The sequence below is a fragment of the Moorena sp. SIO3A2 genome, from assembly GCF_010672265.1.
GTDB lineage: Bacteria > Cyanobacteriota > Cyanobacteriia > Cyanobacteriales > Coleofasciculaceae > Moorena > Moorena producens.
Genome location: NZ_JAAHHC010000002.1, coordinates 184,407 through 209,493, shown reverse-complemented (window position 1 = coordinate 209,493; position 25,087 = coordinate 184,407). Strand labels below are relative to the sequence as shown.

At 42.9% G+C, this 25,087-nt stretch carries 16 protein-coding genes and 2 pseudogenes; 8 read left to right on the top strand and 10 right to left on the bottom strand.

What is annotated here, in order from left to right; all coding sequences use genetic code 11:
• Positions 1-83: 83 nt before the first annotated feature.
• The 3 genes and pseudogenes from F6K64_RS04085 to mutY all read left to right on the top strand — a co-directional run bounded on the left by F6K64_RS04085 (position 84) and on the right by mutY (position 2,794).
• On the top strand, positions 84-1,043 hold the full coding sequence (locus F6K64_RS04085; RefSeq protein ID WP_008189520.1) for an RNA polymerase sigma factor, RpoD/SigA family: 960 nt from the start codon (positions 84-86) through the stop codon (positions 1,041-1,043).
• A 246-nt stretch (positions 1,044-1,289) separates the two neighbouring features.
• Entirely contained in the window at positions 1,290-1,637 is a 348-nt protein-coding gene (locus F6K64_RS04080; protein WP_008189517.1) for a DUF760 domain-containing protein, read from the top strand.
• Positions 1,638-1,719: 82 nt separating this feature from the next.
• Positions 1,720-2,794: pseudogene (gene mutY, locus F6K64_RS38720) on the top strand (A/G-specific adenine glycosylase).
• Positions 2,795-2,935: 141 nt separating this feature from the next.
• On the opposite strand, the gene F6K64_RS04065 reads toward mutY, so the two are convergent.
• Complete coding sequence (locus F6K64_RS04065) at positions 2,936-4,153, bottom strand: histidine kinase (RefSeq protein ID WP_438941762.1); 1,218 nt, start codon at positions 4,151-4,153, stop codon at positions 2,936-2,938.
• Positions 4,154-4,380: 227 nt separating this feature from the next.
• Between F6K64_RS04065 and F6K64_RS04060 the strand changes: the two genes are divergently transcribed.
• Both F6K64_RS04060 and tatC read left to right on the top strand, forming a co-directional pair.
• Positions 4,381-5,970, top strand: a complete 1,590-nt coding sequence (locus F6K64_RS04060) for a glycoside hydrolase family 57 protein (RefSeq protein WP_008189510.1) — start codon at positions 4,381-4,383, stop codon at positions 5,968-5,970.
• Positions 5,971-6,042: 72 nt separating this feature from the next.
• Positions 6,043-6,825, top strand: a complete 783-nt coding sequence (tatC, locus tag F6K64_RS04055; RefSeq protein WP_008189509.1) for a twin-arginine translocase subunit TatC — start codon at positions 6,043-6,045, stop codon at positions 6,823-6,825.
• A 447-nt stretch (positions 6,826-7,272) separates the two neighbouring features.
• Here the strand turns inward: tatC and F6K64_RS04050 are convergent, their stop codons facing one another.
• The 4 genes and pseudogenes from F6K64_RS04050 to iscB form a co-directional block, all read right to left on the bottom strand.
• Positions 7,273-9,273 carry an FAD-dependent oxidoreductase gene (locus F6K64_RS04050; RefSeq protein WP_008189507.1) on the bottom strand — a complete coding sequence of 667 codons (2,001 nt, stop codon included), beginning with the start codon at positions 9,271-9,273 and terminating at the stop codon, positions 7,273-7,275.
• A 95-nt stretch (positions 9,274-9,368) separates the two neighbouring features.
• A complete protein-coding gene (locus F6K64_RS04045; protein WP_044495225.1) occupies positions 9,369-9,695 on the bottom strand; it encodes a DUF4870 domain-containing protein in 327 nt (108 codons plus the stop codon).
• A gap of 227 nt (positions 9,696-9,922) precedes the next feature.
• Complete coding sequence (locus tag F6K64_RS04040; RefSeq protein WP_287256262.1) at positions 9,923-10,057, bottom strand: hypothetical protein; 135 nt, start codon at positions 10,055-10,057, stop codon at positions 9,923-9,925.
• Positions 10,029-11,431: pseudogene (gene iscB / locus F6K64_RS04030) on the bottom strand (RNA-guided endonuclease IscB). Before iscB ends, F6K64_RS04040 begins: the two are co-directional and overlap by 29 nt.
• A 713-nt stretch (positions 11,432-12,144) precedes the next feature.
• Between iscB and F6K64_RS04025 the strand changes: the two are divergent.
• Complete coding sequence (locus F6K64_RS04025; protein WP_008189500.1) at positions 12,145-13,749, top strand: glycosyltransferase family 39 protein; 1,605 nt, start codon at positions 12,145-12,147, stop codon at positions 13,747-13,749.
• Between the two features lie 68 nt (positions 13,750-13,817).
• On the opposite strand, the gene F6K64_RS04020 is transcribed toward F6K64_RS04025, so the two are convergent.
• Positions 13,818-15,473 carry a glycosyltransferase family 39 protein gene (locus tag F6K64_RS04020; protein WP_008189498.1) on the bottom strand — a complete coding sequence of 552 codons (1,656 nt, stop codon included), beginning with the start codon at positions 15,471-15,473 and terminating at the stop codon, positions 13,818-13,820.
• Between the two features lie 222 nt (positions 15,474-15,695).
• On the opposite strand from F6K64_RS04020, the gene F6K64_RS04015 reads away from it, so the two are divergent.
• Positions 15,696-17,411, top strand: coding sequence for a hypothetical protein (locus F6K64_RS04015; RefSeq protein WP_008189495.1), 1,716 nt, complete (start codon positions 15,696-15,698; stop codon positions 17,409-17,411).
• Between the two features lie 534 nt (positions 17,412-17,945).
• Here F6K64_RS04015 and F6K64_RS04010 read toward each other — a convergent pair.
• Both F6K64_RS04010 and rimM read right to left on the bottom strand, forming a co-directional pair.
• Positions 17,946-18,836 carry an alpha/beta fold hydrolase gene (locus tag F6K64_RS04010; protein WP_287264902.1) on the bottom strand — a complete coding sequence of 297 codons (891 nt, stop codon included), beginning with the start codon at positions 18,834-18,836 and terminating at the stop codon, positions 17,946-17,948.
• 493 nt (positions 18,837-19,329) lie between these two features.
• The gene (rimM, locus tag F6K64_RS04005) at positions 19,330-19,959 is read right to left on the bottom strand and encodes a ribosome maturation factor RimM (protein WP_287264900.1); all 630 of its coding nucleotides are present in this window, start codon (positions 19,957-19,959) and stop codon (positions 19,330-19,332) included.
• A 662-nt stretch (positions 19,960-20,621) separates the two neighbouring features.
• Between rimM and F6K64_RS04000 the strand changes: the two genes are divergently transcribed.
• Positions 20,622-22,448: an ABC transporter ATP-binding protein gene (locus F6K64_RS04000; protein WP_229414747.1), complete on the top strand. Its 1,827-nt coding sequence runs from the start codon at positions 20,622-20,624 to the stop codon at positions 22,446-22,448.
• Positions 22,449-22,736: 288 nt separating this feature from the next.
• On the opposite strand, the gene F6K64_RS03995 is transcribed toward F6K64_RS04000, so the two are convergent.
• Entirely contained in the window at positions 22,737-23,186 is a 450-nt protein-coding gene (locus F6K64_RS03995; RefSeq protein ID WP_008189391.1) for a QcrA and Rieske domain-containing protein, read from the bottom strand.
• A gap of 173 nt (positions 23,187-23,359) precedes the next feature.
• Positions 23,360-25,084, bottom strand: coding sequence for a cytochrome c biogenesis protein (locus F6K64_RS03990; protein WP_287264898.1), 1,725 nt, complete (start codon positions 25,082-25,084; stop codon positions 23,360-23,362).
• Between the last annotated feature and the right edge of the window lie 3 nt (positions 25,085-25,087).

Sequence of the window (25,087 nt, the reverse complement as noted above, 5' to 3'; positions counted from 1 at the left end):
AGCTTATCATCTGGTTTGGAAAACCAGCAGGGTCTGCTTTAATTTTCTTAATTTAAATCTCACTGATAACGCCATCGAATTCAATGAAAACCGCTCAGGACTCTACAGATTTAGTTCGTACCTATTTAAAGGAAATTGGTCGTGTACCATTACTGACCCATGAGCAGGAAATTTCTTACGGGAAAAAGGTTAAGCAGTTAACAACCTTAAAGGAAGTCAAAGAGTCCCTTGTCCAACAGCTGGGTCGTGAACCTACGTTTTCTGAGTGGGCAACAGCATCTTGCCTAACGGATTCTCAGTTAAAGTCTAGCATCGCTGTTGGTGAATCCGCTAAACGCAAGATGGTGGAAGCCAATTTGCGATTGGTGGTGGCAGTGGCAAAGAAATACATTAAGCGTAATCTCGAGTTGCTGGACTTGATTCAAGAGGGAACCATCGGCTTGCAGCGGGGTGTAGAAAAATTTGACCCTACCAAAGGCTATCGTTTTTCTACCTACGCCTACTGGTGGATAAGGCAGGCAATTACTCGTGCGATCGCAGAAAAAGGGCGCACGATTCGCCTTCCTATCCATATTACTGAGAAGTTAAACAAAATCAAAAAAGCCCAGCGCCAACTTTCCCAAAAGCTGGGACGAACAGCTACTATCTCAGAATTGGCAATTGAGTTGAACCTCACACCTGATCAATTGCGAGAGTACTTCGAGCAAGCACGTCAACCCCTCTCTTTGGAGTTGCGAGTGGGGGATAACAAAGATACAGAATTGGTTGAGTTGCTCGAAGACACCGGTCCTGGACCAGAAGACTTTGTGAATCAATCGTTAATGCAGCTAGACTTAGAGAAATTCATGGATGATTTGACACCGCAGCAGAGGCAGGTGTTGAGACTCCGTTATGGCTTGGCAGAGGTCGAACCGATGACATTAGCCAAAATTGGTCAACACCTCAACATCAGCCGTGAACGAGTGCGACAAATCGAACGAGAAGCGATCGCTAAACTTCGTAAGCGTCAAGGGGATATGCGGGAATATATCCCAGCTAGTTAATTTGTGCTGAGTCGGTTTAGTCATGAGTCATGAGTCATGACTCATGAGTCATGACTCACAATCACCAATGACTAATAGGTGAGAAAATCAGATCCTAGATGGTTCGGTTCCACCCACTTTGCCATGGTCATTTGCCTGTTAAAGTAATTAGAAATACGAAGCAGTAGAGCTAAACAGATAAACATCATCATTGGCTGCCGACTCTAGTAGAAAAACCGGAATTAGCCATCGCTAGGAGGTAAAACGGTGAATAACGCATCCAATCCCAATCATGTTCCTGAGTTCTTTGATAAAGATTCTGACAATAATTTACTCTGGCAGTATGTTCAATCGATGAGTCCAGAAACCATTACCCAGCTGTCTAGACCAACGTCTTCGGAAGTCTATCAGGTGATGGAAAACAATATTATGGGAATGTTGGGAAACTTGCCTTCCCAAGACTTTGGTGTAACTATCAGTACTAGCCGTGAGAATCTAGGTCGCCTTTTGGCTTCAGCCATGGTTAGCGGCTATTTCCTTAGGAACGCTGAACAACGTATGGTTTTTGACAAATCTTTGCAAATAGCTGAATCTCAATCTGTGGAGGAAAATTAGTCAAACCTTGGCCTAAAAGGGCTGAATCTATAGATTTTTGAGAGAAAATGCCCAATCGAATATCGGCAGACATCACCTGAGTCTGTCGGTTTCCATTATTGAGGAACAAAGAAGATCACTCTTGGACTGGTATGCCAGAGCTGGTCGAGATTTACCTTGGCGACGAAGTTGGGAACCCTATAGCATCTGGGTGTCTGAAATTATGCTACAGCAGACCCAGGTCAAAACGGTCATTCCCTACTATCACCGCTGGATGGAGCAATTTCCCACCCTCGAACATCTAGCATCTGCTGACTTACAGCAAGTCCTCAAAGCTTGGGAAGGTCTGGGATATTACTCCCGTGCTCGCAACTTGCACGCCTGCGCTAAAGTAATTATGCAGTCTCATGGTGGTGTTTTTCCCCAACAGCTGAGTCAGGTCTTAGCATTATCAGGGATTGGTAGAACAACAGCAGGTGGTATTCTCAGCGCTGCCTTCAATCAGCCAGTGGCTATTCTCGATGGTAATGTTAAACGAGTACTAGCACGATTGGTAGCATTGTCGATACCACCTGCCAAAGCCACTCAACAATTATGGAAGCGATCAGAAGCCTTACTGGATCATCAACATCCTCGAGAGTAAAACCTACGGAATAATGGATTTGGGAGCAACTATCTGTACTCGGAAAACTCCCAATTGCCCTGATTGTCCCTGGAAATCTTACTGTCAGGCTTACAATCATGGTATTCAATCTGAAATACCTATGCGAGAACCATCTTCTCCCCTACCCACAAAAAATATCGGTGTTGCTGTAATCTGGAACGACCAGGGACAAATTCTAATCGACCGCCGACCTGCAAAAGGCTTATTGGGTGGTCTTTGGGAGTTTCCTGGTGGCAAAATTGAGCTTGGTGAAACTGTTCCGGAATGTATTAAACGCGAAATTCAGGAAGAATTGGGCATTGAGATTGAGGTTGGTGAACACCTGATCACAATCAATCACGCCTACAGCCACTTTCGTGTTGTGCTAAGTGTACACCACTGTCGCCATCTCAGTGGTGTTCCGCAACCCATTGAATGTGATGAGATTCGCTGGGTCACCTTAGATGAAGTAGATCAGTTCCCCTTCCCCAAAGCCAATACTCAAATTATTGCGGCTTTGCGCTCTCAAGACTGAACAGCGATTACCTGATCGGTTCAACTGCTAAAGCGCTTTCAACCTTCAACCTTGGCCAATAGGCCACGCTACGGGAACAAACTTCAAACTTGGCCAATAGGCCACGCTACGGGAACAAACTTCAACCTTCAACCCCATTTGCTATCGATAAATCGGTAAGGTGAAGTTAAAACAGCTGCCACCCTTGATAGGTGAATCAACCCAAATGCGACCATAGTGGGCACGGATAATCTTTTGACATAGGGCTAAGCCCAACCCATAGCCTTCTATAGCTTCGTCTCGTTTAAGGCGGAAGTGGTCTTCAAAAATGCGATCGCGATTTTCTTGTGGTATACCAGGACCATCATCGCAAACGCTGACTTGAACTTTCTGGGTAGTACGGTGGATGGTAGAGACAGCAATTTTCCCCCCTTTGGGAGTATACTTAATGGCATTATCCAGCAGGTTAATTAGCACCTGACGCACCAATTCTTCATCGCCGTAGACAGGAGGCAAGTCTTGCGGGATGTCGGTTTGCACAAGTTGAGCTTTGAGCTGAAACTGTTCGTGCATCTGAACTAGAACGTCTTGGCAAAGTCTGCCCAAATTCAGTTTATGAGGTCGGATGTTGAATTCAGCATTACTTCCCTTCCTAGCTTGCAGCAGATCCACCACCATCCGGTTGATAGTGCGCAATTGATTACGAGCTTGCTCAAATAGCCGTTCCTTTAGCTGTGGCGTCAGCCCAGGTTTTCTAACATTCTGGGCTACTGGTTGCTCTAGCTGTAGGGTGTCCAACGCAATGGATACTGCTGTCAAAGGACTACGCAAGTCGTGAGCTAACATCGATATGACTTGGTCTTTAAATTGCAGCTGCTCAAGCAATTCTTCTCTATCTTTCTTCAGGCGAAATAGTTCGTCGGATAGTCGAATCAGTTCCAAGGCACAAGCTAGGGAACCAGCTGTCTCTGGTGATGTCTCAGCCGAGGAGTTAGATGAGCGAACAGTTGGTTGTAAAGGGAATCCTTGGGTAAGTTGGGTTTGGTTTTCTTCTATAGAGCGTTGCCAGCGGGGCCACCAGCTCTTCAGCTGGGCAACTAGATTACTACCTGCAAGGGTTTGTTTGGGTTTCGGATTAATCTTAATCAGTGCTGGGGTTGCTACTAGCTTAAAATGTTCAGCTAGATAGGGTTGTTCCCCAACATCCACAACCTTTAGTTCAAAGGGATACTCTGTCTTGAGAGTTTCCAGATAATGGTGGATAGACTGGAGCTGTTTACGGGAACCGGGACGTTCATCGACAAACAGCAGCAGTTGTAGAAAGGTTGGGGAGTTCGTGTGTGTTTGTGTAGCTGCCTGCATGCAATTTGGTGTTAGCACTCTTAACCAATAAGGCTGGAATAAGACTAAGATTTGTTATTTTTTGTTGGTGATGTGTGCTTCCTTACAATTTAATATCTATTTTATTATTTTATAGTCTCGGTACTAACCAGCCCTTTTCTGCCACTTTCCCGGTCTATTTGAGACTAAAATCTTAAAATAATGTAACATTATCGCGGATTGCGTCAGTTCTCCTTTAAAAACCTATCCACGGCTGCTACTTGATCATGGCTATTGGCTACGTTGCTCTTGTCCTTCACGCCCATTTACCGTTTGTTAGGCATCCAGAAAGTGATTATGTTCTAGAAGAAGAGTGGCTATTTGAAGCCATTACTGAAACCTATATTCCCCTACTACATGTTTTTGAGGGATTAAAGCGGGATGGGATTGACTTCAAAATAACCATGAGTATGACACCAACTTTAGTGTCAATGCTACGGGATCCACTACTACAAGAACGTTATGAGCGCCATCTGTCACTGCTCGAAGAACTAGCCAAGAAGGAGGTTGAGCATAATCAGCATAATGGTCATATCCGTTACCTAGCCCAACATTATGTTCAAGAGTTCAGCACTATTCGCCAAACATGGATACACTATGAAAGGGATTTAGTCAAGGGATTTAAAAAATTTTTAGACAGTAATAACCTGGAAATTATCACCTGCGGTGCTACCCATGGCTATTTTCCTCTGATGAAGATGTATCCCCAAGCAGTTTGGGCTCAAATTCGGGTGGCTTGTGAACATTATGAGCAAAACTTTGGCTGTCCGCCCAAGGGCATCTGGTTACCGGAATGCGCTTACTACGAAGGGATGGAGGAGATGCTAGCAGATGCTGGTTTGCGCTATTTTATGATGGATAGTCATGGTATTCTCTACGCTCGTCCCCGACCACGTTTTGGTACCTATGCCCCCATTTATACTGAGACAGGAGTTGCTGCATTTGGTCGTGACCATGAGTCATCCCAGCAGGTGTGGTCCTCGGAAGTCGGGTATCCAGGGGATCCAGTATATCGGGAATTTTACAAGGATTTAGGCTGGGAAGCAGATTATAATTACATTAAACCTTATATTATGCCCCATGGAAAGCGGAAGAATACGGGTATAAAGTATCACAAAATTACAGACCGTGGTACAGGATTAGGGGAAAAGCAACTGTATGATCCGTATTGGGCAAAAGACAAAGCTGCGGAACATGCTGGAAATTTCATGTTTAATCGCCAGCAGCAGGTTAAACATCTAGCAGCAATAATAGAGCGTTCTCCAATTGTGGTGTCTCCCTATGACGCAGAGTTATTTGGTCACTGGTGGTACGAAGGTCCTTGGTTTCTGGATGTCTTGCTCCGTAAGTCGTGGTATGACCAGAACACCTATGAAATGACTCATTTGGCAGATTATTTGCGGAATCATCCGATCCAACAAGTCTGTAAGCCTTCTCAATCTAGCTGGGGGTATCAGGGGTTCCATGAATACTGGCTCAATGAAACCAATACCTGGATTTACCCTCATCTGCACAAAGCCACAGAACGGATGATTGAGCTGTCAAAGTTGGAAGCTACAGACGAGTTGGAGTGGAAGGCATTAAATCAAGCAGCGCGAGAGTTACTACTAGCGCAATCGTCAGACTGGGCATTTATTATGCGCACCGAGACAATGGTTCCTTATGCAGTTAGACGAACGCGATCGCATTTGATGCGGTTTAATAAGCTTTACGATGATATCAAGCTGGGCAAGATTGATGCAGGCTGGCTGGAGAAGGTCGAGGAGATTGACAATATCTTTCCCAAGATTAACTATCGCGTTTATCGTCGAGTTTGAATTATCCCCACACAATCGTTGGAAGATACAAGAAGATACAATAGTGAACGTTCCCTAAGCCAATCAAAATCCATGACGCCTTCTGAGTTAGATACTCCTCCCCAGGAAAGTTTGGATACTCTCAAAGACCCTGAGACCTATCTCGACGAGGTACCTAATGATGTCGAGATGTCTCTGTTCGACCATTTAGAGGAGTTGCGAAAGCGGATTTTTTACTCGCTGATTGCTGTATTTTTGTCCATGGCTGGCTGCTTTGTCGCAGTTAAGCCGATTGTTCAGTTGCTGGAAATTCCAGCTAGGGGGGTCAAGTTTCTGCAACTGGCTCCAGGGGAATACTTTTTTGTGTCCTTGAAAGTGGCTGGCTATAGTGGCTTACTGGTGGCTAGTCCTTTTATTCTTTACCAAATCCTTCTATTTGTTTTACCAGGGTTGACTCGCCGGGAGCGACGCTTCATTGGACCTGTGGTTTTAGGCTCAACGGTTCTGTTTTTCCTAGGCTTGGTATTTGCCTACATTGCTCTAATTCCTGCTGCTCTGAATTTCTTTATCAGTTACGGAGCAGATGTAGTAGAGCAGTTGTGGTCAATTGATAAGTATTTTGAATTTGTCTTACTGTTGATGTTTAGTACTGGCTTGGCATTTCAAATCCCAGTTATTCAAATGTTACTGGGATTTTTTGGAATTGTTTCTTCCAAGCAAATGCTTTCTGGTTGGCGCACGGTTGTCCTAGGAGCAGCTATCTTGGGAGCAGTGCTGACTCCTTCGACAGATCCTCTCACTCAAAGTTTACTGGGGGGTGCTGTACTTGGTCTATATTTTGGTGGGATTGGAATGGTGAAGTTGGTCGGCAAATAATATTAAGTCAGGTTAATCAACCCGCTATCAAAACTACCATCGGGCTATTGAATGTTGGCTACAAATACCTTCTGGGAATAGGGAATAGGGAATAGTAGTCTAATTACCAATGACCAATTACTAACTAACTAACTATCTTTAGCATTATTGTCGCTAATTCATCATAGTAATAAGTCATGGCACAATCATGACTTATTACTATTGAGAAACAGATAATAAATGCTCTTTGTTACAAGTTGATGCTAATTTTAATTTCCCTTATGCTGAAAGCTTTACTGGGAATTACTTTAACAGTTAAAAAAACTGTTTATAAAGTCAAATAATTGCCCAGTAAGGCGATAATTGATTTGGGCGGTTATTTAGCATAATATCTATGGAAGAGCCATTATCAATGTATGTAAAAACGTAGCCTACTAAAGATAATTACTATTAGTAAACTGTGTCCCTTTAACGCCAATCCTCCCAATTTTGATTAAAAATGGACGTGTCTGGGAAAGCGGTGGGATTACCGTTTTTTTCTAACTGCTGGCGTAGAGCTTGGAGTTGGGTTTGTTGGAAGAGGGGTTCTTGTACAAGCTGGTAAGGTGCTATCCCAGTTTCTAAGGAAAAAGCAGCGGTTGTACCAGCAGCAGCACCGGATGACCATTCAAAGGAATGCACGCGATAAGCAGCAGCGGCAATGTGACTGGTAGCAATACTTTTACCTGCTACTAATAGGTTGTCAATTTTCTGGGGAATTATCGCTCGCAGGGGAATTTGGAACGGATAGGCTTGACCTGCTCCCCGCCGTTCCCCTTGACGCTCGGTGTTTCCTGGGGTTTCTGCTGGACTTAAGGTCATACAAGGATGAAAGTCGATGGCATAGTGACCAATACCCACAGAATCAGGATAGATAGTAGAGCGACTGCGTTGGCTGACTTGATCTGGCTGGATTTTACCTTGAATCACAGAGGGTGCTTCTAATCCAGCCAGTACTGCCCACAAGCGGCGATATTCGTCTGGTGAAAGGGTCTGCCGATAATACTCATCCTGGTAGTCACGGCGGGAAATATCCACTTCAGATATAGTAAAGCCTTGAGGATAGCCAAAGGAAGGGCGTCCAATAATCCGCCTTCCTTCCCTGATATAGGGATACTTAGACAACCCATGCATTGTCCCCATCGGAGAATCTAACCCGGTTAGATAGCGGTGATTGGGATGAGGCTCTTTTACCCCATCCCCAAGCTGGGAGTCGGTAGTCCCTGCCACTAGCCAATAGTAATAACCGAGAGCATTTTCTTCTCCTTTCCGTAGACTTTCCGTGCGCAAGCCTCCCATCCAGCCACCAGGAGCCAGTTGACCACTGGTTCGTAATTGGCGACGGGTGTACACTAGATTATCTTCTGAAGTGCCAGGACGATAATCATTACCCCATGTCCAGTTTTGCATGGAAATATCTCCTGGAGTAGGAGCAGTAACCCCCCATCGGATCCGTTTACCCCGCTTAGAACTCCAAATTCGCCGATAGGTGAATACTCCTTCAAAGTCCGCTAGCCGTTGTAATTCATAGCTGTAGTAGGGTTGGTATTGCGGGTAAAACGAAGGCATTTCTTGGGTTTGAGGCTCCTTGGTTTGCTCCATGGCAAAGGTGTAGGTAAAGCCTTGGGTGCAATAGGGGTCGTCAGTAGCACTAGATGCGGAAGGGTTTAGGTAGGAGCGGGAGTCAATCCCCAACTGGTAGGGAACGTCAGCTAGGGCAATAATTTCACCAGTTTCTGTTGCGTCGATAATATACCAATTAGAACTATTGTCTTGGGTCTGTTGGGGGACAATGCGCAAAATGCTTTTCTCAAAGCGGGAGGAATTCTCGTAGCTATACCAATCTTCAATGGTTTGAGATAGGGGAAAAGTGTTCAGGCCAGGAGCATCAGCAGTACTTTTGTGTTGAATAGCAATCACACTGTCAATAGTTTTGCCATCGGCGCTAATCTCTAGTTCCTTAACTACAGTAGAGGGAAACCATTTTAATCTCCCTTTTCCCCGTTTGGCCGCCTTTCGTAAAATATTAAACAGGATTTGGTGAGCATCACGGGGTAGAAAACAGGATTCACTTACCCAGCAGTCCCCAGGATTGAGTTGACGGTAGTAGCGTTTGATGCGATCGCGTAATTCTAGATAGCCCTTAGGATAGAATAAACGCGATCGCTGAGTGGGTCGTTCATCCAGAGCAGAGGTTCCCTGGGCAGAAATTTGTCCCCCTACCCAGTCGGTAATCTCAGTCAAGCACACCGTTTGCCCTGCCAATAAGCCTTCATAGGCAGCCGCCGCACCAGCCAATCCACCTCCAATCACTAAGATTTCACACGATTCGGTTTGGTCTGGAGTTCTAGGGGGAGCTGCTATACCAGGAGATGGAGTAAACCCTAGTAATGATATGAATACGGAAATACGGACAAGCGATCGCTTCATGATTCGGAATAGTCAGTAAAATCTTTGACGATAAATTACCCTAACTTATCAATACTGTCATCTCCCAAACGTTGTATCAATTATGCCATGGCATGTCAAAGCACCCGAAAAATAAACGGATAGCGATAGGGCTGATTAGGATTTTCCAGCACCTTGACTAAGGCAATTATGGACATAATTAGACTGACAAGCCCTAATATAATTAGCAGCGGAATCCCAATAATCACCACAGTCAGTATCAGACAAATCACCCCATATATATAAAGGCAAATGTGAAAATTCAGAGCTTCTTTCGCATTTTCTTTGACCACTGAGTCTTCGGTGACCAAAAAAATGACTATCGGGATGGCAATAGAGACCACCAGAGAGCTAAAAAATATTGAGCCATGACATAACAGTGATAAAAGCTTTCGTTGATCCATCTTAAATACGGGAAGGGGACTCCCGTTATAAACGTCAGTTTTAGCGGGTTTAAAGTTACCGTAAGATAGTGGAGCCTTGTCTTGATGCAGTCGCTCATGGGGGAAACCACGGCAGTTGCTCATGGGGGAGACCCCCAAGACCGCACTGCCTCCCCAAGACCGCGCTGCATCGCTATTAAAAAAGATTTAAGCCTTTTCTGCATAGCCCACTGACTCTAAAGGCTCCACTATCTAAGGTTTCGTCTCCGGGGAATTCCCGCAGGAGAATAAATTGTTCGCGTAGCGTGGCCTACGGCCAGCGTTCGCGTAGCGTGGCCTATGGCCAAGCGCGAATCATTGATTAATTTGACTCGCGTATTCATAGCCGTCAGCCTTGAAAATTGTTCGTAAATACTTTGGATGTACATCAATTTTCTTTTCTGGAGTAGAGAGTGCAAAACTAGGACGATGGCGAATTGCTATTCGTCCTGTGTATTGACCGGCATACTTCCCTCCCTTGATATCAGCTTTAACAATATCGCCCGTTTGGAAACCTTTGAAAAACTTAGCGGCAGGTGCATGAGCCTTTGGAAAGCCATATTTATTTGGACGACATCTTTGGCGCACCCCGTGACCTTTAGCTGTAACTATTAGCGGTTTCACTCCATTTAGTAGTAATGTCTGAGGAGTGGATTTACCCACACAAGCAGCATCAGTCCAATGGGTTTTCTCGGGAGCATCCCATTTTGGAAACAATATTACCCAAAGCAACGATATTTCAAGGGTTTCAGCCCCCTAAAAAGAGCTAACGTGCCAAATTGGGATGCTCCCGTTTTCTCAATCTCTCTGGTTTGACGATTGAACTTAGTCAGACCACCAGAACCTGTGTCAACAGGTAATCCAGTCAGTTGCAGCCTCCTCCATACTTCCCAGCGAGTTGAGTTAACTGCTGCTGCATCTTTCAAGGGGGATTTAGCCTTGGCCAGTATTTTCTTTAGAAGTTCCGGCTTTTTACGTAAAAATTTCTCAATCGGATCGCTACCTTTCTTCTGGTTACAAGGCCGACAAGCCAAGGTTAGGTTGCTGACTCTATTAGTCCCTCCTTTAGATGTTGGAGTAATGTGTTCAACCTCCAAGGGGACGTTCTCTGCTCCACAGTAAACACAGCTATGACCCCACTTGGCAAGCAGATATTCTTTCACCTCAAACCCAAACAGTTCACCGTGTTGATACTCTACACCCGATATTTCTGGGTTTTGCATTTTTTGAGTATCAAACCGGACTAATTCTTGAGATATGGTGGTTATTGGGCACAGCTTCCTTAGCCGTCTTACCCAAGTCTCAATATTAAATACTCGACTCATTAGCGATGGAGCCAGCCACCCTTCTGGGCGTTTTCGATTGAGAAACCGAGGTTTGCGGTAACGAGTCTTTCTATTTCGCCTACCTCGCCTTAAAGCTCTTCTGGATTCCAGAGAGTTTTTGATATTCTGTCCTCTGTGATTAACTTCCAAGGCGCTTGTGACCCGTCCAGTTTTTTTCTGAACGATGGCAATCCCGGTTGTTTTAGATCCAGGGTCTATCTTGATTCTGTGTGGATGAGTAACAGAATTATCAACATCCCTGTCTTGCCGGATGATAGTAAATGGATAACGCTTAAAGACTTTAGCCCTCCCTTTTTTAAGTAACTCCCTAGCCCGTGCTGGATGGCATGGATCTAATGGTTGTTTGTTTTTATCTAGCACGAACACTCGCATTACTTTGAACACTCCACAAGTGGGTAAAGTTTGCCTGTGCAAAGCACACGCTTGCGCGAACGACAATGTTATAAGAGCTTTTCAGGTTAACAACACTTCCTTAACTCACTACAGATGTTTAATTGTTAACAACAGAGCTGAAGACTGGCACGCATCTACAGGTGTTATGACTCGAATAACGTAGACCATTACTAGGTCTTAGTCTGGTCAACTATGAGCTTTCACAAGCTCCCGCTATAGTCTGACAAGACTTAGCGGTGAGTTGTTGACGTCATTCATCCGATAAATCATCCTATGCTTCCCCAGGGTTACTTTTATGGATTTTATCTTCCATAATACAGGTAAGTTGCTAGAATTCATTGAACAGAACGAATTTATGTCAAGATATGTAAATTACTGATCAATACGATGGCTAATCCTGTGTCGTTGGCTGATAATCTTTCTAACTAAGGCATAACTACCAGTCGTCATATCCCGCCTTTGGTATTGCTTTCACTGCTCCCTTGCCTAAATTCCAAGTTTCAGTCTTAAATCACGATTCGGCTACGGTTTGAAAGTGCTGGCCATGAATTTAGTCTTGCCATACTGCTGCTGAGGGGTAAGCTTTACTATTTGGTGTTGCCTGAAACGGCTAACTTAATTTTCCCAAAGCTTATCCAATCCTTAACCTCTGCTCAAAGGCCACCAATTAATAACCCCTACCCCGATAAGTCATGGGAAATCATCTAAAATTTCATCGACCTACATCTGGTCAATGGTCTAAGTATTTAATTCTTATTATCTTACTCCTGGGGATAGTTTTTCGATTAGTCAATATTGACAAAAAAGTCTATTGGATTGATGAAGCCTATACATCCTTGCGAATTTCTGGCTATACCAAAGCAGAAATTATCGAAGAAATTGATGGTCGTCAAATTAATGTTAAAGATTTACAGCAGTATCAGCGTCCTAATGATAACAAAGATGTAGGTGACACGATCCAAGGGTTAGCGTTACATGAGCCACAACATTCACCGTTATATTTTGTGATGGCTCACTTTTGGGCAAAATTGTTCGGTTATTCCGTAACGGTGATGAGAAGTTTACCTGCCTTGATTAGTCTGTTGACTTTGCCGTGCATTTATTGGCTTTGTTTGGAGTTGTTCGAGTCTCCCTTAACGGGATGGATTGCGATCGCATTGCTGTGTGTCTCTCCATTCCATGTGTTGTATGCCCAGGAAGCTCGACAATATAGCTTGTGGACATTGACCACATTGCTTTCCAGCATAGCCTTGCTGAGGGCGATGCGTCTTAGCACACTGATGAGTTGGGTTATCTATGCCATAACAGTTTCTCTAAATCTGTACAGCTATTTGCTTTCTGGATTAGTTTTTATTGGACATGGTATCTATGTTATTTTCACCGAAAAATTTCGTTTTAGTAAACAAGTCGTTAGGTATGAATTAGCTTCGCTTTTCGGGATTATCGCCTTTATTCCTTGGTTAAGATTGGTCATTGAAAACGGTATTGAATTGGGGGATTGGGCGGATAAAGAGACTCCACTCGGTAAACTTATCACCCGCTGGCTTATCAATCTTAGTTCTGTGTTTTTCGATATCCAGATTGGCTATAACAATCCCTTATTTGATGTGCGATCAGGTCGAGACCTAAAGTTTAACTACGACCATTTACTCATTTACTTCGATATCCTGATTGTAATTATCGTAGGCTATTCTATATATTTTATGTTTCGTCATAGTCAGCAGCGGGTTTGGTTATTTATCTTGACTATGATCGCCGTTGTCGGAATGTTTCCCATTGCTCAAGATTTAATTTTAGGAGGACAGCGTTCCAGCATGGCTCGCTATTTTATTCCTTGTTACTTGGGTATACAACTTGCTGTTGCTTACCTCCTTGCTAAAAAAATTAATCCCCTAAATGCTAATACAATAAAAGGACAACAACTATGGCGATTAGTTGCTATTACAGTTATTTCAGCAGGTGTGCTTTCTTGTGCCATTAGTTCTCAAGCAGAAACGTGGTGGCATAAATACAGTAACTATTACACTCCTGAGGAAGCTCATATTATTAATGAAGCCAATCGTCCCTTGGTGATTAGTAGTGATATCATGCGATTAGTGTCTCTGAGTTATTTACTTGAGCCAAACGTGACCTTACAGTTAATCAAAACTAAGGATTCTCCAACAGTTTTTTCCAGTTTCAGTGACGTCTTCTTATATAGACCTTCTCCAAAACTGCGACAAAAATTTGAACATGAGTCACCCTATGACGTTAAACCAGCTCATAAACGCAAGCATCTCTGGAAGCTAGTGCAGTGAAACCAAAAGTCAAAAGGTCAAACCAACTTGACCAATGACCAATCACTCATGACTAATGACTAATCAATCTAATCATTTTTTTTCCACAACAGAACTTTTCGTTTTTTAAAGCCAATATTTCCTTCGTATATCAGATTGAACTTATAGTTATTATGTTTTTCCATACTGGGGCGTAGCAATGATGGTGATGGAATATTTTCCAATACAAAAATATCAGTAAATTCAGCTGATACTTTTGGTAATTTTTCTTCAGGTATTTCTGAAACGTTTTTGATTTTTTTGATGAGTTGTAATTGAACCTTGGGGTCAAGCTTATGGCTCAGGGATAGAATTCGATTGTGAGTACTATCGCTTAGTACAAGGGGAGCAGGAGACTGATTAATAATATTAGCAACGTCTGCATTATAGTAATCACTGTACTTCGTCCACCAGGTTTCAGCTTGAACAATCAGCACACCAGAGATCACACCACAAGAGACTAATATAACTGTAGTCAATCGCCATAAACGTTTTTGCCAAATACCAATCGAAAACTTACTGAGTTTCGTGGAGAGTAAATAGGAAATAGTGAGTTGAATCCCGATGTAGGTTGGGAGTTGATATCGAGCAATCGTTGAGCGCATGCCTCCTGAAATCACATCTGGTAGCACTAGGGGTAGACTAGTAAATCCCATCAGGAGCAAAACAAATAGCCAAACTTGTTTTGGAGTATAGCGACAGAGAAAATATAGCCCATAAATCACTAGCCCCACAATTGGTAGCACTAGGTAAGTTCTAGGCTGGGTGTAGCTAAAGGTTAGGTCAAACGGGTACTCCTTCCCTAGGGGTACATCAAAAAAGCCGTAGAGTAGATTCTTCAGCCAATATCGACCCAGATCCAGGGGGGGTAATTCTTTAATCACCCATCCCCATTCCTTGCTAGCTCTGGGTTCGTTTTCCAAGAAAACAGCTAACCAAGGTGAAAATATCAGCAGTGCTGCTGTGACCGCTGAGATGTAAGCAATTACTTGTTGACGCCTTTGCCAACCTGCGATGATCAGGACATAAATGCCGTGACCTAGGATAATCGGTGCTGAAAATAAATGAGAGTAGAAAGATAGCGCTACAGAAAGGGCATAAATGCACCAACTCACCCTACTGTTGACTCGCATCGCTCGTAATAGGGAAGCACTCGATAGCAAGACACTCACAGTCCACAGACTATATTCCCGAACTTCCTGGGCATACAAAATATGGATTGGTGAAACAGCGAATAGGGACACGGCAAGCCATGGGGTCAAGGATGTCCCAAATAGTTCTAAGCACAACCAGTAGAGGCAGGGTAATCCCAGCAAGCTAATCAAAGCAGGTAAAGTGCGCTTGAGTGCTAGGGAATTACCAAGCCATTGTTCCCAGAATCGGGCTAAAATATAGTAAACTGGCGGGTGTTGTGGCGCTTCTTCCCCTATAATTCGTAAGGTATTGGCGAGGCTACGGTCAGAATTAGGGGTCTGGTATTTTTGTAATTCTGTAGCGCTAATCACTTGACCTGTGTAGATATCCCCGATAATTTCTTCCGCTGAATAGCCAGCAATTCTAGAGGAGCTGAAAGTTTCATCCCCCCAGTAGACTTTGCTGTCGAGATTGGCTAAGCGAAAGACTATACCTAAGAGCAGTAGGGTAATGCATAATAGTCGCAAGGGAGGTTGAGGTAATTTCCCTAGCTTTAATCTTTTGGTTTCCATCACACAAAAAAGTACACCGAAAAGTATACAGGAAAGTACAAAGGTAATTGATTCGTATTCGTTTAATTTGGATATTGTACTTGATCGCTTTTTATTGACCGTTTCCTGATTACTGTTAACGATAATATTTCACTGTTAACAATAATACTTAATCTAGAAACTTACCGATAATCGTCACTCCATTATCCCATTTTAAGTATCTCTACCCAAACACAAAAAAGTATGAATCCCCCAGCCTCGAATCCCCCTAAAAACCAAGTAATATTTTGGTTTAGCTTGAGCCTAGCATTTGCTATGGTTTACAGCCTGATTGCCCTCGAAGAAGCCTTTAGTAATCAATACATTGTACAAGATGATGCCAGACAGCATGTATTTTGGATGCAACGGTTTTTTGATCCCAGCTTATTTCCCGATGATCTGATTGCCAATTACTTCCAATCTGTAGCACCTGCTGGCTATACTACCCTCTATCGGCTGATAGCATTTGTTGGGATTAATCCCCTCTTATTGAATAAACTACTACCGATGGTGCTAGGGTTGATTACCACTAGTTACTGTTTCGGGCTTTGTCTACAAATGCTGCCCATCCCAGCCGCAGGATTTATTGCGTCTTTGCTCCTAAATCAAACCCTATGGATGCTCGATGATTTAGTATCAGCAACCCCTAGGGCGTTCATTTATCCCCTGCTGCTAGCATTTTTATACTACCTATCACGGCGCTCATTGATCCCCTGTCTAGTAGTGATCACCCTCCAGGGTTTATTTTATCCTCAGTGCGTTTTCCTGTGTTGTGGCGTCCTGGTGCTGAAACTGTTGCGTTGGCGAGAGGGTAAAATCAGACTATCCTCCCAGAAGAATGACTATTGGTTTTGTGCAGCTGGGTTAGGTGTGGCATTCATCGTCCTGTTGCCCTATGCTTTGACCACTTCTGACTATGGTCCAATTATCAGCGCACAGCAAGCCAAAACAATGCCAGAATTCCAACCAGGAGGGCGAGTTGCCTTTTTCGATCACAACCCATGGCATTTCTGGTTGGAAGATGCTCGCAGTGGTCTATTTCCCCGAAGAAAGCGTTTACCTATAGCTGTCTGTGCTGGTTTACTATTGCCTATCCTGTTACGATTTCCCTCATGGCTACCGTTAGTGAAGAAAGTCAAAGGGGAAACGGTACTCCTGACTCAACTGGCTCTAGTATCCGTTGGCATGTTCGTTATGGCTCATGGTGTCCTTTTCCGACTGCATCTACCCAGCCGTTACAGTAAGCATAGTCTGCGAATTGTGCTAGTCTTAGCTGCTGCGATCGCTATAACTCTATTACTTGATGCTATTATTCAAGCTTGCCAGACGGTAGCCTTCCCTCTAATTCCAGGGAAACCAGTGTTGGGACGAGCGATCGTTACACTCGTGGGAATGGCTCTAATCTTGTCTCCTCTTGGTTTCCATAATTTCCCCAAAACCAACTATGAGCTTGGGAGGCAACATGGCCTCTATGAATTCTTTGCTAAACAATCAAAGGATATCCTAATTGCCTCACTATCAAAGGAAGCCGATTTCTTGCCAACCTTTTCTGGACGGTCAATCTTAGTCAGTAGAGAATACGGTATTCCCTATCATACTAACTATTACAACCAATTTCGCAACAGAGCGATTGATTTAATTCAAGCCCAGTACAGTCCAAACTTAGCTGAAGTTAAACAGTTTATTAGGCAGTACAAAATTGATTTTTGGTTGTTAGATAAGAAAGCATTTAATCCCCAATATATAGCTGAAAATCGCTGGATTATGCAGTATCAACCAGTAGCAGCAGAAGCTCAAGCTCGACTCAAACAAGCCATTGTTCCGGCAATTGTTAACGTAATCGATTCCTGTTCTGTTTTCGAGACAGAGAAGGTTGTGGTTTTGGATACCGAATGTATAGCGATAACTAGTAACAGTTAAATAGGTAAGCCCAAATCAATACAGCTATGTAACTATATATAAACAAATCTATCTAAACATGCTGGCTCAAGGGCATAGATTGAATTTCTAGATGTTTTACAAAACTTGACATCATTTAGTTCCATTAGTCGGTTTAATCATGCCTACCTACTAAATGGGTAATTTGGGAAACCCTAGTAATTCATGTGATCCCAGCCCTGAACGCTACTTGGTATGACCTGGGGGGGCGACGATATGGCTTGAAACGATTGATACGTCAAGAGTGTAACGATCTGTGATAGAAAAAGATAGGTCTCAAATTGTCAATAAGACCTATCTGTTGCAAATGTTACCCTTATTCTATCATTGTCCAAACTTGTCGTTTTCAGGGACGTTCGGTGATGGATTTCTTTGAGCAAGCTCTGATGGCTGTTGCTGGTCACTTGCCCGAAGCTCCTTCTCTTATCCCTTCTCCCCACACCTGAATCCTTACGTAAATGTTAAAGTTTACCCTTCTTACTTACGTGCTTGACCCTGATTAATTCCTTTTCTATTTCACCAGCTAGATGACAACCAATCGAGAATCAGTGAATTTACGGACTCTGGGTTTTCGTCATGAGGGCAGTGACCAGCGTTAGGAATTCCTACAAATTTTACGTCTTTACCCTGATCACTCTGCTTTTGGAAGATGGTAGCACCAGAAATCGGTGTCCAAGGGTCTTCCTCTCCCCAAAGAATGAGTAGAGGACTTTGTAACTTAGGTAAAAGTTCACTAGGTCCAGGACCAGGAGGAGCAGTAAGAACTGATGCAAATACCTTTTGAGCCCCGGGATCACAAGCAGGCTGGTAGATTAACTTTACAAGTTCCTCTGTAATGGCATCTGAGTCACAGTAGACTTGACGGAGGGTGCTGCGGATGCGATTTTTCTGGCGGATACGGTTAAACAGGAACGGTCCAAAGGTTGGAGAGTTCACTAACCTGGTAAAAGCTCCCATCACCAACCGCAAAGGTAGATTTAGCTCTTCAGGGCGGTGATTGAGTCCACCAGCACAGTTAATTAAGACACCACCAGCAGCAATCTCAGGATAGTTTGTTACCACCATCAGACTTAACAGAGCACCAATGGAGTTACCGATAAATACGGTAGGTTCGTTGATGTAGGTATCCCAAAAGTCCTTTATTTGTTGTTGCCACAACTCTACGGTGTAGGACAAGGCAGGTTTATCAGAACCTCCAAATCCCAGCAGATCGATGGCAAACACTCGATAACCCCCTGCGGCTAGGACAGGAATATTCTTCCGCCAATGTCCAATGGATGCCCCAAAACCATGAACCAACAGTAGAGGCTTACCAGTCCCCATTACGGTGTATTGAATCTGGTTACCTTGCCAGTTCCAAACATGGTTTTCCGTAGTGTGGTAGGATATTAGTTCTTGTGTAGACACAGCTTTTTGTTAACTTTAATTAACTCACTCATCTTCATATTATTAGACATTTAGGTACTAAGTTGATTCTGAATTGTAAATTAGTTGTCTTAGAGCTAATTTATAGAGTAAATCTTAAGAGCTCAAATCCGTTGACAGATATGGATTTCAGCTAACAGGAGTCAAACTACTCCTAAATCATGAAAGCCTTGCACCGCAATGGTTATAGCTCTGTTTACCAATCAGCTCTTAAATAGTTGTCTTAAAAGAGGATTAAACATTACCTAGCAAGGCTTGATCAGGTCAAGGCTTCACTCTTTGACTCTGACCTTTCCACTCCCAGGAGGCTCCCACTTAACCTGCCCTTGGTAAGTGGTGAGACTGGGCATCGTATAGTTTTTGATCATAGTGACCTTAAAGCTAGAGCTGGTCAGGATTTCGTGGCGCTTATCGCCCTCACAGAACATGAACAGATTAAATACAAATTAAATTTAGATGCGTGTTAGCTTATGACTTAACGTTGATTGACTTCTAGTAAACCCGGAGGAGGCGTAATCTCAATCCGACCATTTTCGAGATCGACCACTGGTGCGATCGCTTTTACAAAGGGAATCAGTACCGTTGCTGGCTGTGGTTCCTTCTTACCTTTGGCTTGGCGTTTCTTGCTAGTTCGAGTGGGTGGTGGAGTTTCCGGCTGGGTTGGGGGCGGTTGCACTGAAGATAGCAATTTGACTTTCAAAAGGTCATTACCCGCTGGGATCACATCTACGACTACCCCCACAGCTTCACCGGTGAGTTGATTAAAGACTTCAAGGTCAATCAAGTCTAAGATGTGATACTCATCTTCCTCTAACTCTGGGCGATCGCTGGTTGGTACCAACAGTTGATAACCGCGCAACGCCTCTGCCTGATCCCGGTTGTCTACCCCTTTGAGCTGCACAACATATAACGCTTTACCAGGGACAAAACGCCCCCAGAGTAATTCTACAGGTTGGGGTGGATTATCCCCTGGTGGTTTTAACCAGCGCTGTCCTGGCTCCTCAAACCTTTCGGGAAAGTCAGAACTTGGATAGACTCGCAACTCTCCTTTTAACCCATGGGGGGAAACAATTCTACCGATTTCTAGCCAGTCTTCATTGGTCATTTGAGCATTTTTAGGTAAGTGAAGTAAGCACTAAGGGCAAGGTAGTACCATCATCCCTAAAGAGACCCGAGAGCGTGGATAGCGCGGACCTGTCATTTAATTTTATCCTGATTACCGGCATTTTGATCAGAAAAAATACTATAAAACACACCCTAAATGATCAGGATAGTAGTATATAAAAAAAATCCAATTAAATCGTAATTTTAGTCATTTTATATTGAACAAGATCTTGCTTGTTATTTTTAACTATACAATTACTCGTTTTTGGGGTTTTAATAATAACTAACTAATGAAACTAGATAAATTATAAATAGTTTGTGAACTATAACCTATACAGTATGCCGACACTAACAGGGCTTGTGGGCTTCTGGATTTTGAAAACTGGTTTATAGACGTTATAGATACTAACAGTCTAATCAGGGTTACTTCAATCAAGGCAATTGGCCATTAGCTCAGCTTCGAGAGCTTAATGACTTTGTGCAAGTAATTGAGATTGTCCAGCTTCTCCTGATGCTGCTCGGCAATGGCACCGGACTAGGACAATTGTCTAGATTTGACCAAATCTCAATCCTTCCTCTTATCTTTGACGACATCGTAAAGCTGATTTAAACTGAATTATTCATTTATCATCCTAATAATTTCAATACCAAATGGTTAGCTATTTGTCAAATTTTTTATACATTCTCGGAGAAAGAAAACTCAGACTAATCCCTCTTCTGTTATTAATCTTACTAACCTCCCTCCTGGATACTGTAGGTATTGGACTTGTCGGGCCATTTATGGGGTTAGCTACTAACCCAACTTTGATTGAACTAAATTCTCGGCTGCATTGGGTTTATGTCAAGTTAGGTTTAACTTCTGAAGTTCAGTTTATTGCCTTGCTAGGTTTAATTATTATTGTTGCCTTCTGGACTAAATCCTTATTAAGTTTCCAAGCTCAAAAATATATCTTTAAATTTAGCTTTACTCAATACGGTGAACTATCCTCAAATTTGCTCCATGCCTACTTGGTAGCACCTTACACATTTCATATTAGGAAAAATACGGCTTTTTTAATCAACACGGTCTTGGAAGAATCTGGAGTTTTTAGTGTCAAATTCATGATTCCTTTCCTAAAAACCGTAGCCAGTTTTATTATTATATTGTTTTTAGTTATTTTACTAATAATAACCGATCCGATCGCAACAATTACTCTAGCCTTGATTTTACTAATACCCTTGGGTATTATCTACCAATTTAAAGACAAAATTTCCGAATGGGGAAAAAAGGTATCTCAATCTAAGGAGGAAATGATTCGCATCATCAATCATAGCCTTGGAGGATTAAAAGAAACACGCATCATTGGTTGCGAATCTTACTTTGAAAGGCAAATGAGTGATCAAGTCGATCAACTGGTTAATGGCATGACATCATTTCATACTTTCCAAGCTTTGCCTCGCATTATAATTGAAGCAATTTTAGTGACATTTTTAGTAGCTTTTGTATCTATAGTCTTAGTCTTTAACCTTGGGACAGAAAATATTATCGAAGTTTTAGGTATTTTCGCTTTGGCTTCCGTGCGCATGATTCCAGCATTTAGTCATTTAACATCTAATATTGCTTTGATGCGAAACGCCAGCTATTCGATTAATAAAATATACTTGGATTTAAAAGAGTTAGAAGACATTGAAGTAGAGGAAATTTTTGAACCTAAATATTTATCAGATTTATCTCCCCTATCCAAGCCTAATACTCCCTCAGAGCAATTCAGTAATTTTGCAAAGTCTATTGACGTTAATAGAAGTCTATCACACCAGGATAATCAGATCGAAATTGATAGAATTACCTACCGATATCCCAAAGTTTTAGACCCTACTATTATGAACATATCCTTGACTATCAACAAAGGTCAATCTATTGCTTTAGTCGGTAAATCAGGCTCAGGTAAGACAACATTAGTTGATGTAATTTTAGGTCTCTTAGCACCTGAAAGTGGTGAGATTAGGTACAAAGGTAAATCCATATATAAGAATCTGCGTTCCTGGCAAAATTTAATTGGCTACATCCCACAGTCGATTTTTCTCATAGATGACACAATCGAAGGAAATATTGCCTTTGGTGTTCCAAAGCATTTGATTGATCGAGAACGATTAGATCAGGCTATCCAATCTGCTCAACTTGCGGAGTTTGTTGACCAATTACCTGAGGGAGTTAAATCTGTTGTTGGTGAACGGGGAGTGCGTTTATCTGGTGGTCAACGGCAGCGGATAGGAATTGCTCGCGCACTTTACCATCAGAGGGAAATTTTAGTCCTAGATGAGGCGACTTCTGCACTAGATAATGAAACTGAACACTTGGTTAATGAAGCAATTAAATCTTTGAATGGCACTAAAACGATGATTATTATTGCTCACCGTCTCTCTACTATTGAACATTGTGATTGTATCTATTTACTCGATCAAGGTCGTTTAGTGAAGTCAGGTACTTATCAAGACATCATTTTAAATTAACAAAGCCTTAATTTTTGAATTGGAAAAGAGCAGGAGCAGGTTAGTTATAGCAATTCTATCTCCCATGAGGTACAAACAGATCGGGTGCATCTCATATTTGTAAATGTTGCGTAGGGTGCGTTAGGGGGGCTCGCCGTCATTTTCAGCCTCGTAGCCAGCCTTGGGAAAGTCTGCCCCGTAACGCACCACGGGGTCAAACACCAAAAATGAGATGCACCCAACAGATCCCCCTAAATCCCCCTTAAAAAGGGGGACTTCAGCTGCAATATCAAACCTGCTCCTAAATGACTAGCTTACTTTTACCAAAACTAAATTATCTTCTTCCTTTGTTTCATAGCTTTTCAATGGTTTGTCTGCAGGTCCTTTCGTTACTTTGCCATCTAAATCAAATTTAGAACCGTGGCAAGGACAGGCAAATATCTTGTCCTCTTGCTTCCAATCCACGCTACAACCTTGGTGAGTACACCTAGGGTTCACGGCAACAAGACTATTGTTGCTCAGATTACGCACGACTAGAATATCTGCTATCTTGTCGCTAATTTTGCCTTTTTCTTCTAACTCCTGCACTGTGCCAACGGCTTGGAATCCATCCTCTCGCACCGACTTATCAATATTAGGGCTTTTCTTTTCTGTTGCTTTTGGGGGACTTTGATCAGGACTACAGGCAGCTAATGCTACTGGTAGATAAGTAGCCAATGCACCAATACCAAACCAGCCCATAAATTTACGACGATCCATACTATACCTCTATGTGGAAAACCATTAATTATGATAATAAACCATAATTAACAATTAATTATATTATCTCTAAAACCAGGAATTTTGAATCGAAACCATTACCAGCTAATTTAGCTGGATACTATCTTCGTAATTAGTTGGTATTTTGCCTTTTAATTGAGTTTTAATTCGGTTTAATTTTCTTTAGCCATAACCGGTTGGTTTGGACTCAACTGTTTCACTAGATTTTTACTAGATTTAAAGAGTAACCAACGGTTATGTCTGCTAGCTGCAGCTGCTACAAATAATAAGTCTAAACCAACTAAGGTCCCGACAATTAATTCTGAGCCACCAGTGCTAAATCCATAACTGTGTAAACCAGTACCGAGAACAAAGTTAACGCCGTACCAAGCCATCAACACAGCATTAAAACAAACTACACTAATGACTGCCATACCAAAGTCTGCTAACCATCCTACCAGACGACCATGTAAGGGGACTATGTAACACATTAGGGCAATCAACGCCCAGGTTTCTTTGGGGTCCCAACCCCAGAAGCGACCCCAGGAGAAGTGAGCCCAGATGCCACCGAGAATAATGCCAGTAGTGAGCAGTAAAACACCAATTTGTAGGACTCGATAGTTGAATTTTGACAGATGGGAAATTCGTTGAAAGGATTGGGGAGCAACTAGATAATGTCCTAGAATAATATGTCCTAATCCCATAGCTAATGCAAAACTAGCATAGCTAAGGGTAATGGTGGGAACGTGGATACTTAGCCAGAAGTTGTCCCGTAGTACTGGTACAAGGGGGGCAATACTTGGATCTAGGACGGCTGGAAGACTGTCTGCTAGAAGAAGACAAAGGATTGATAAAGGAGCAGCGGCTAACAGATAGTATTTTGCTCGGTAGATTAGCTCAAATACTAGGGCGATGGCGGCAATCCCAAATCCAACCCAGACTACGGATTCATACATATTGGTGACTGGGGGACGTCCGGCAATTTCCATGCGGGTGATAAAGCCGTAGCCTTGGATGAAAAGACCTGTCAGGAAAATTCCTACTGCACCTGAGTAGAGGTCTAATTGCTTGACCGATAATCCTAATAACAAGACTATTAATGCGATCGCATAAATTTTCCAGGCTTTACTAAAGGGGCGAAAACTAGAGAAGTTAACTTCCCGTTGCAGCACGGAATCCTTGGGGTAAATTTCAGGGCTAAGAGCGGCTAACTCCTGATGTAGTGTTTCCGCGACTTGCCCAACCTCAAGAGTAGTCAGTAGGGGGTCTAAACGATAGGCTTGTTTGAGTGTTTGGTAACTCTGCTGTAGAGGGGTAATTTGTTCGTTGGTGTAATACTGTTGCGATTGAAGTATGCTTACCCAAGTGCCTTTACTATCACTGGGATGGGGAACTAGGGGTAGGGTATCAGTACCTACCGTGCGTAACATTAATGCTAGTCTGTCTTCTATGGTGAGGGCTTCTCGTTCGTCTCTGGTCAGCTCAATGTTGTCGGCTTGTTTTTGATTGGCTTCCAGAACGATGGCACCTAGGTTGGAACTGACTAATTCTCGGAAGGAGAAGTATTTTCGTTCTAGGTCAAGACCAATTTTTTCCTTGAGGGGGCGGTAGGTCAGTATAATAAAGGGTTCTTGGTTCCAGTCTCGGTTATTAAACCATAGGGATAGGTAGGTTTGGAGATAGTTGAGGGTTTGATTGTTTTCTAGGCGGTAGTTAGTTGAACCGTGGATTTTGGCTACGGTTTCTCGGGCTACGGTGTCTAAGGGTTTTTTGCGCCCATCCAGTTGAACGGCTAGGGTTTGTAATGGGTCTAGGGGTGATGGTTGGAGTTGGGTTGGAGGTATGATCAGGATTAGGATTCCGAGACAAAGTCCGATCAGGAGTTGGAGTGGTTTCATCAG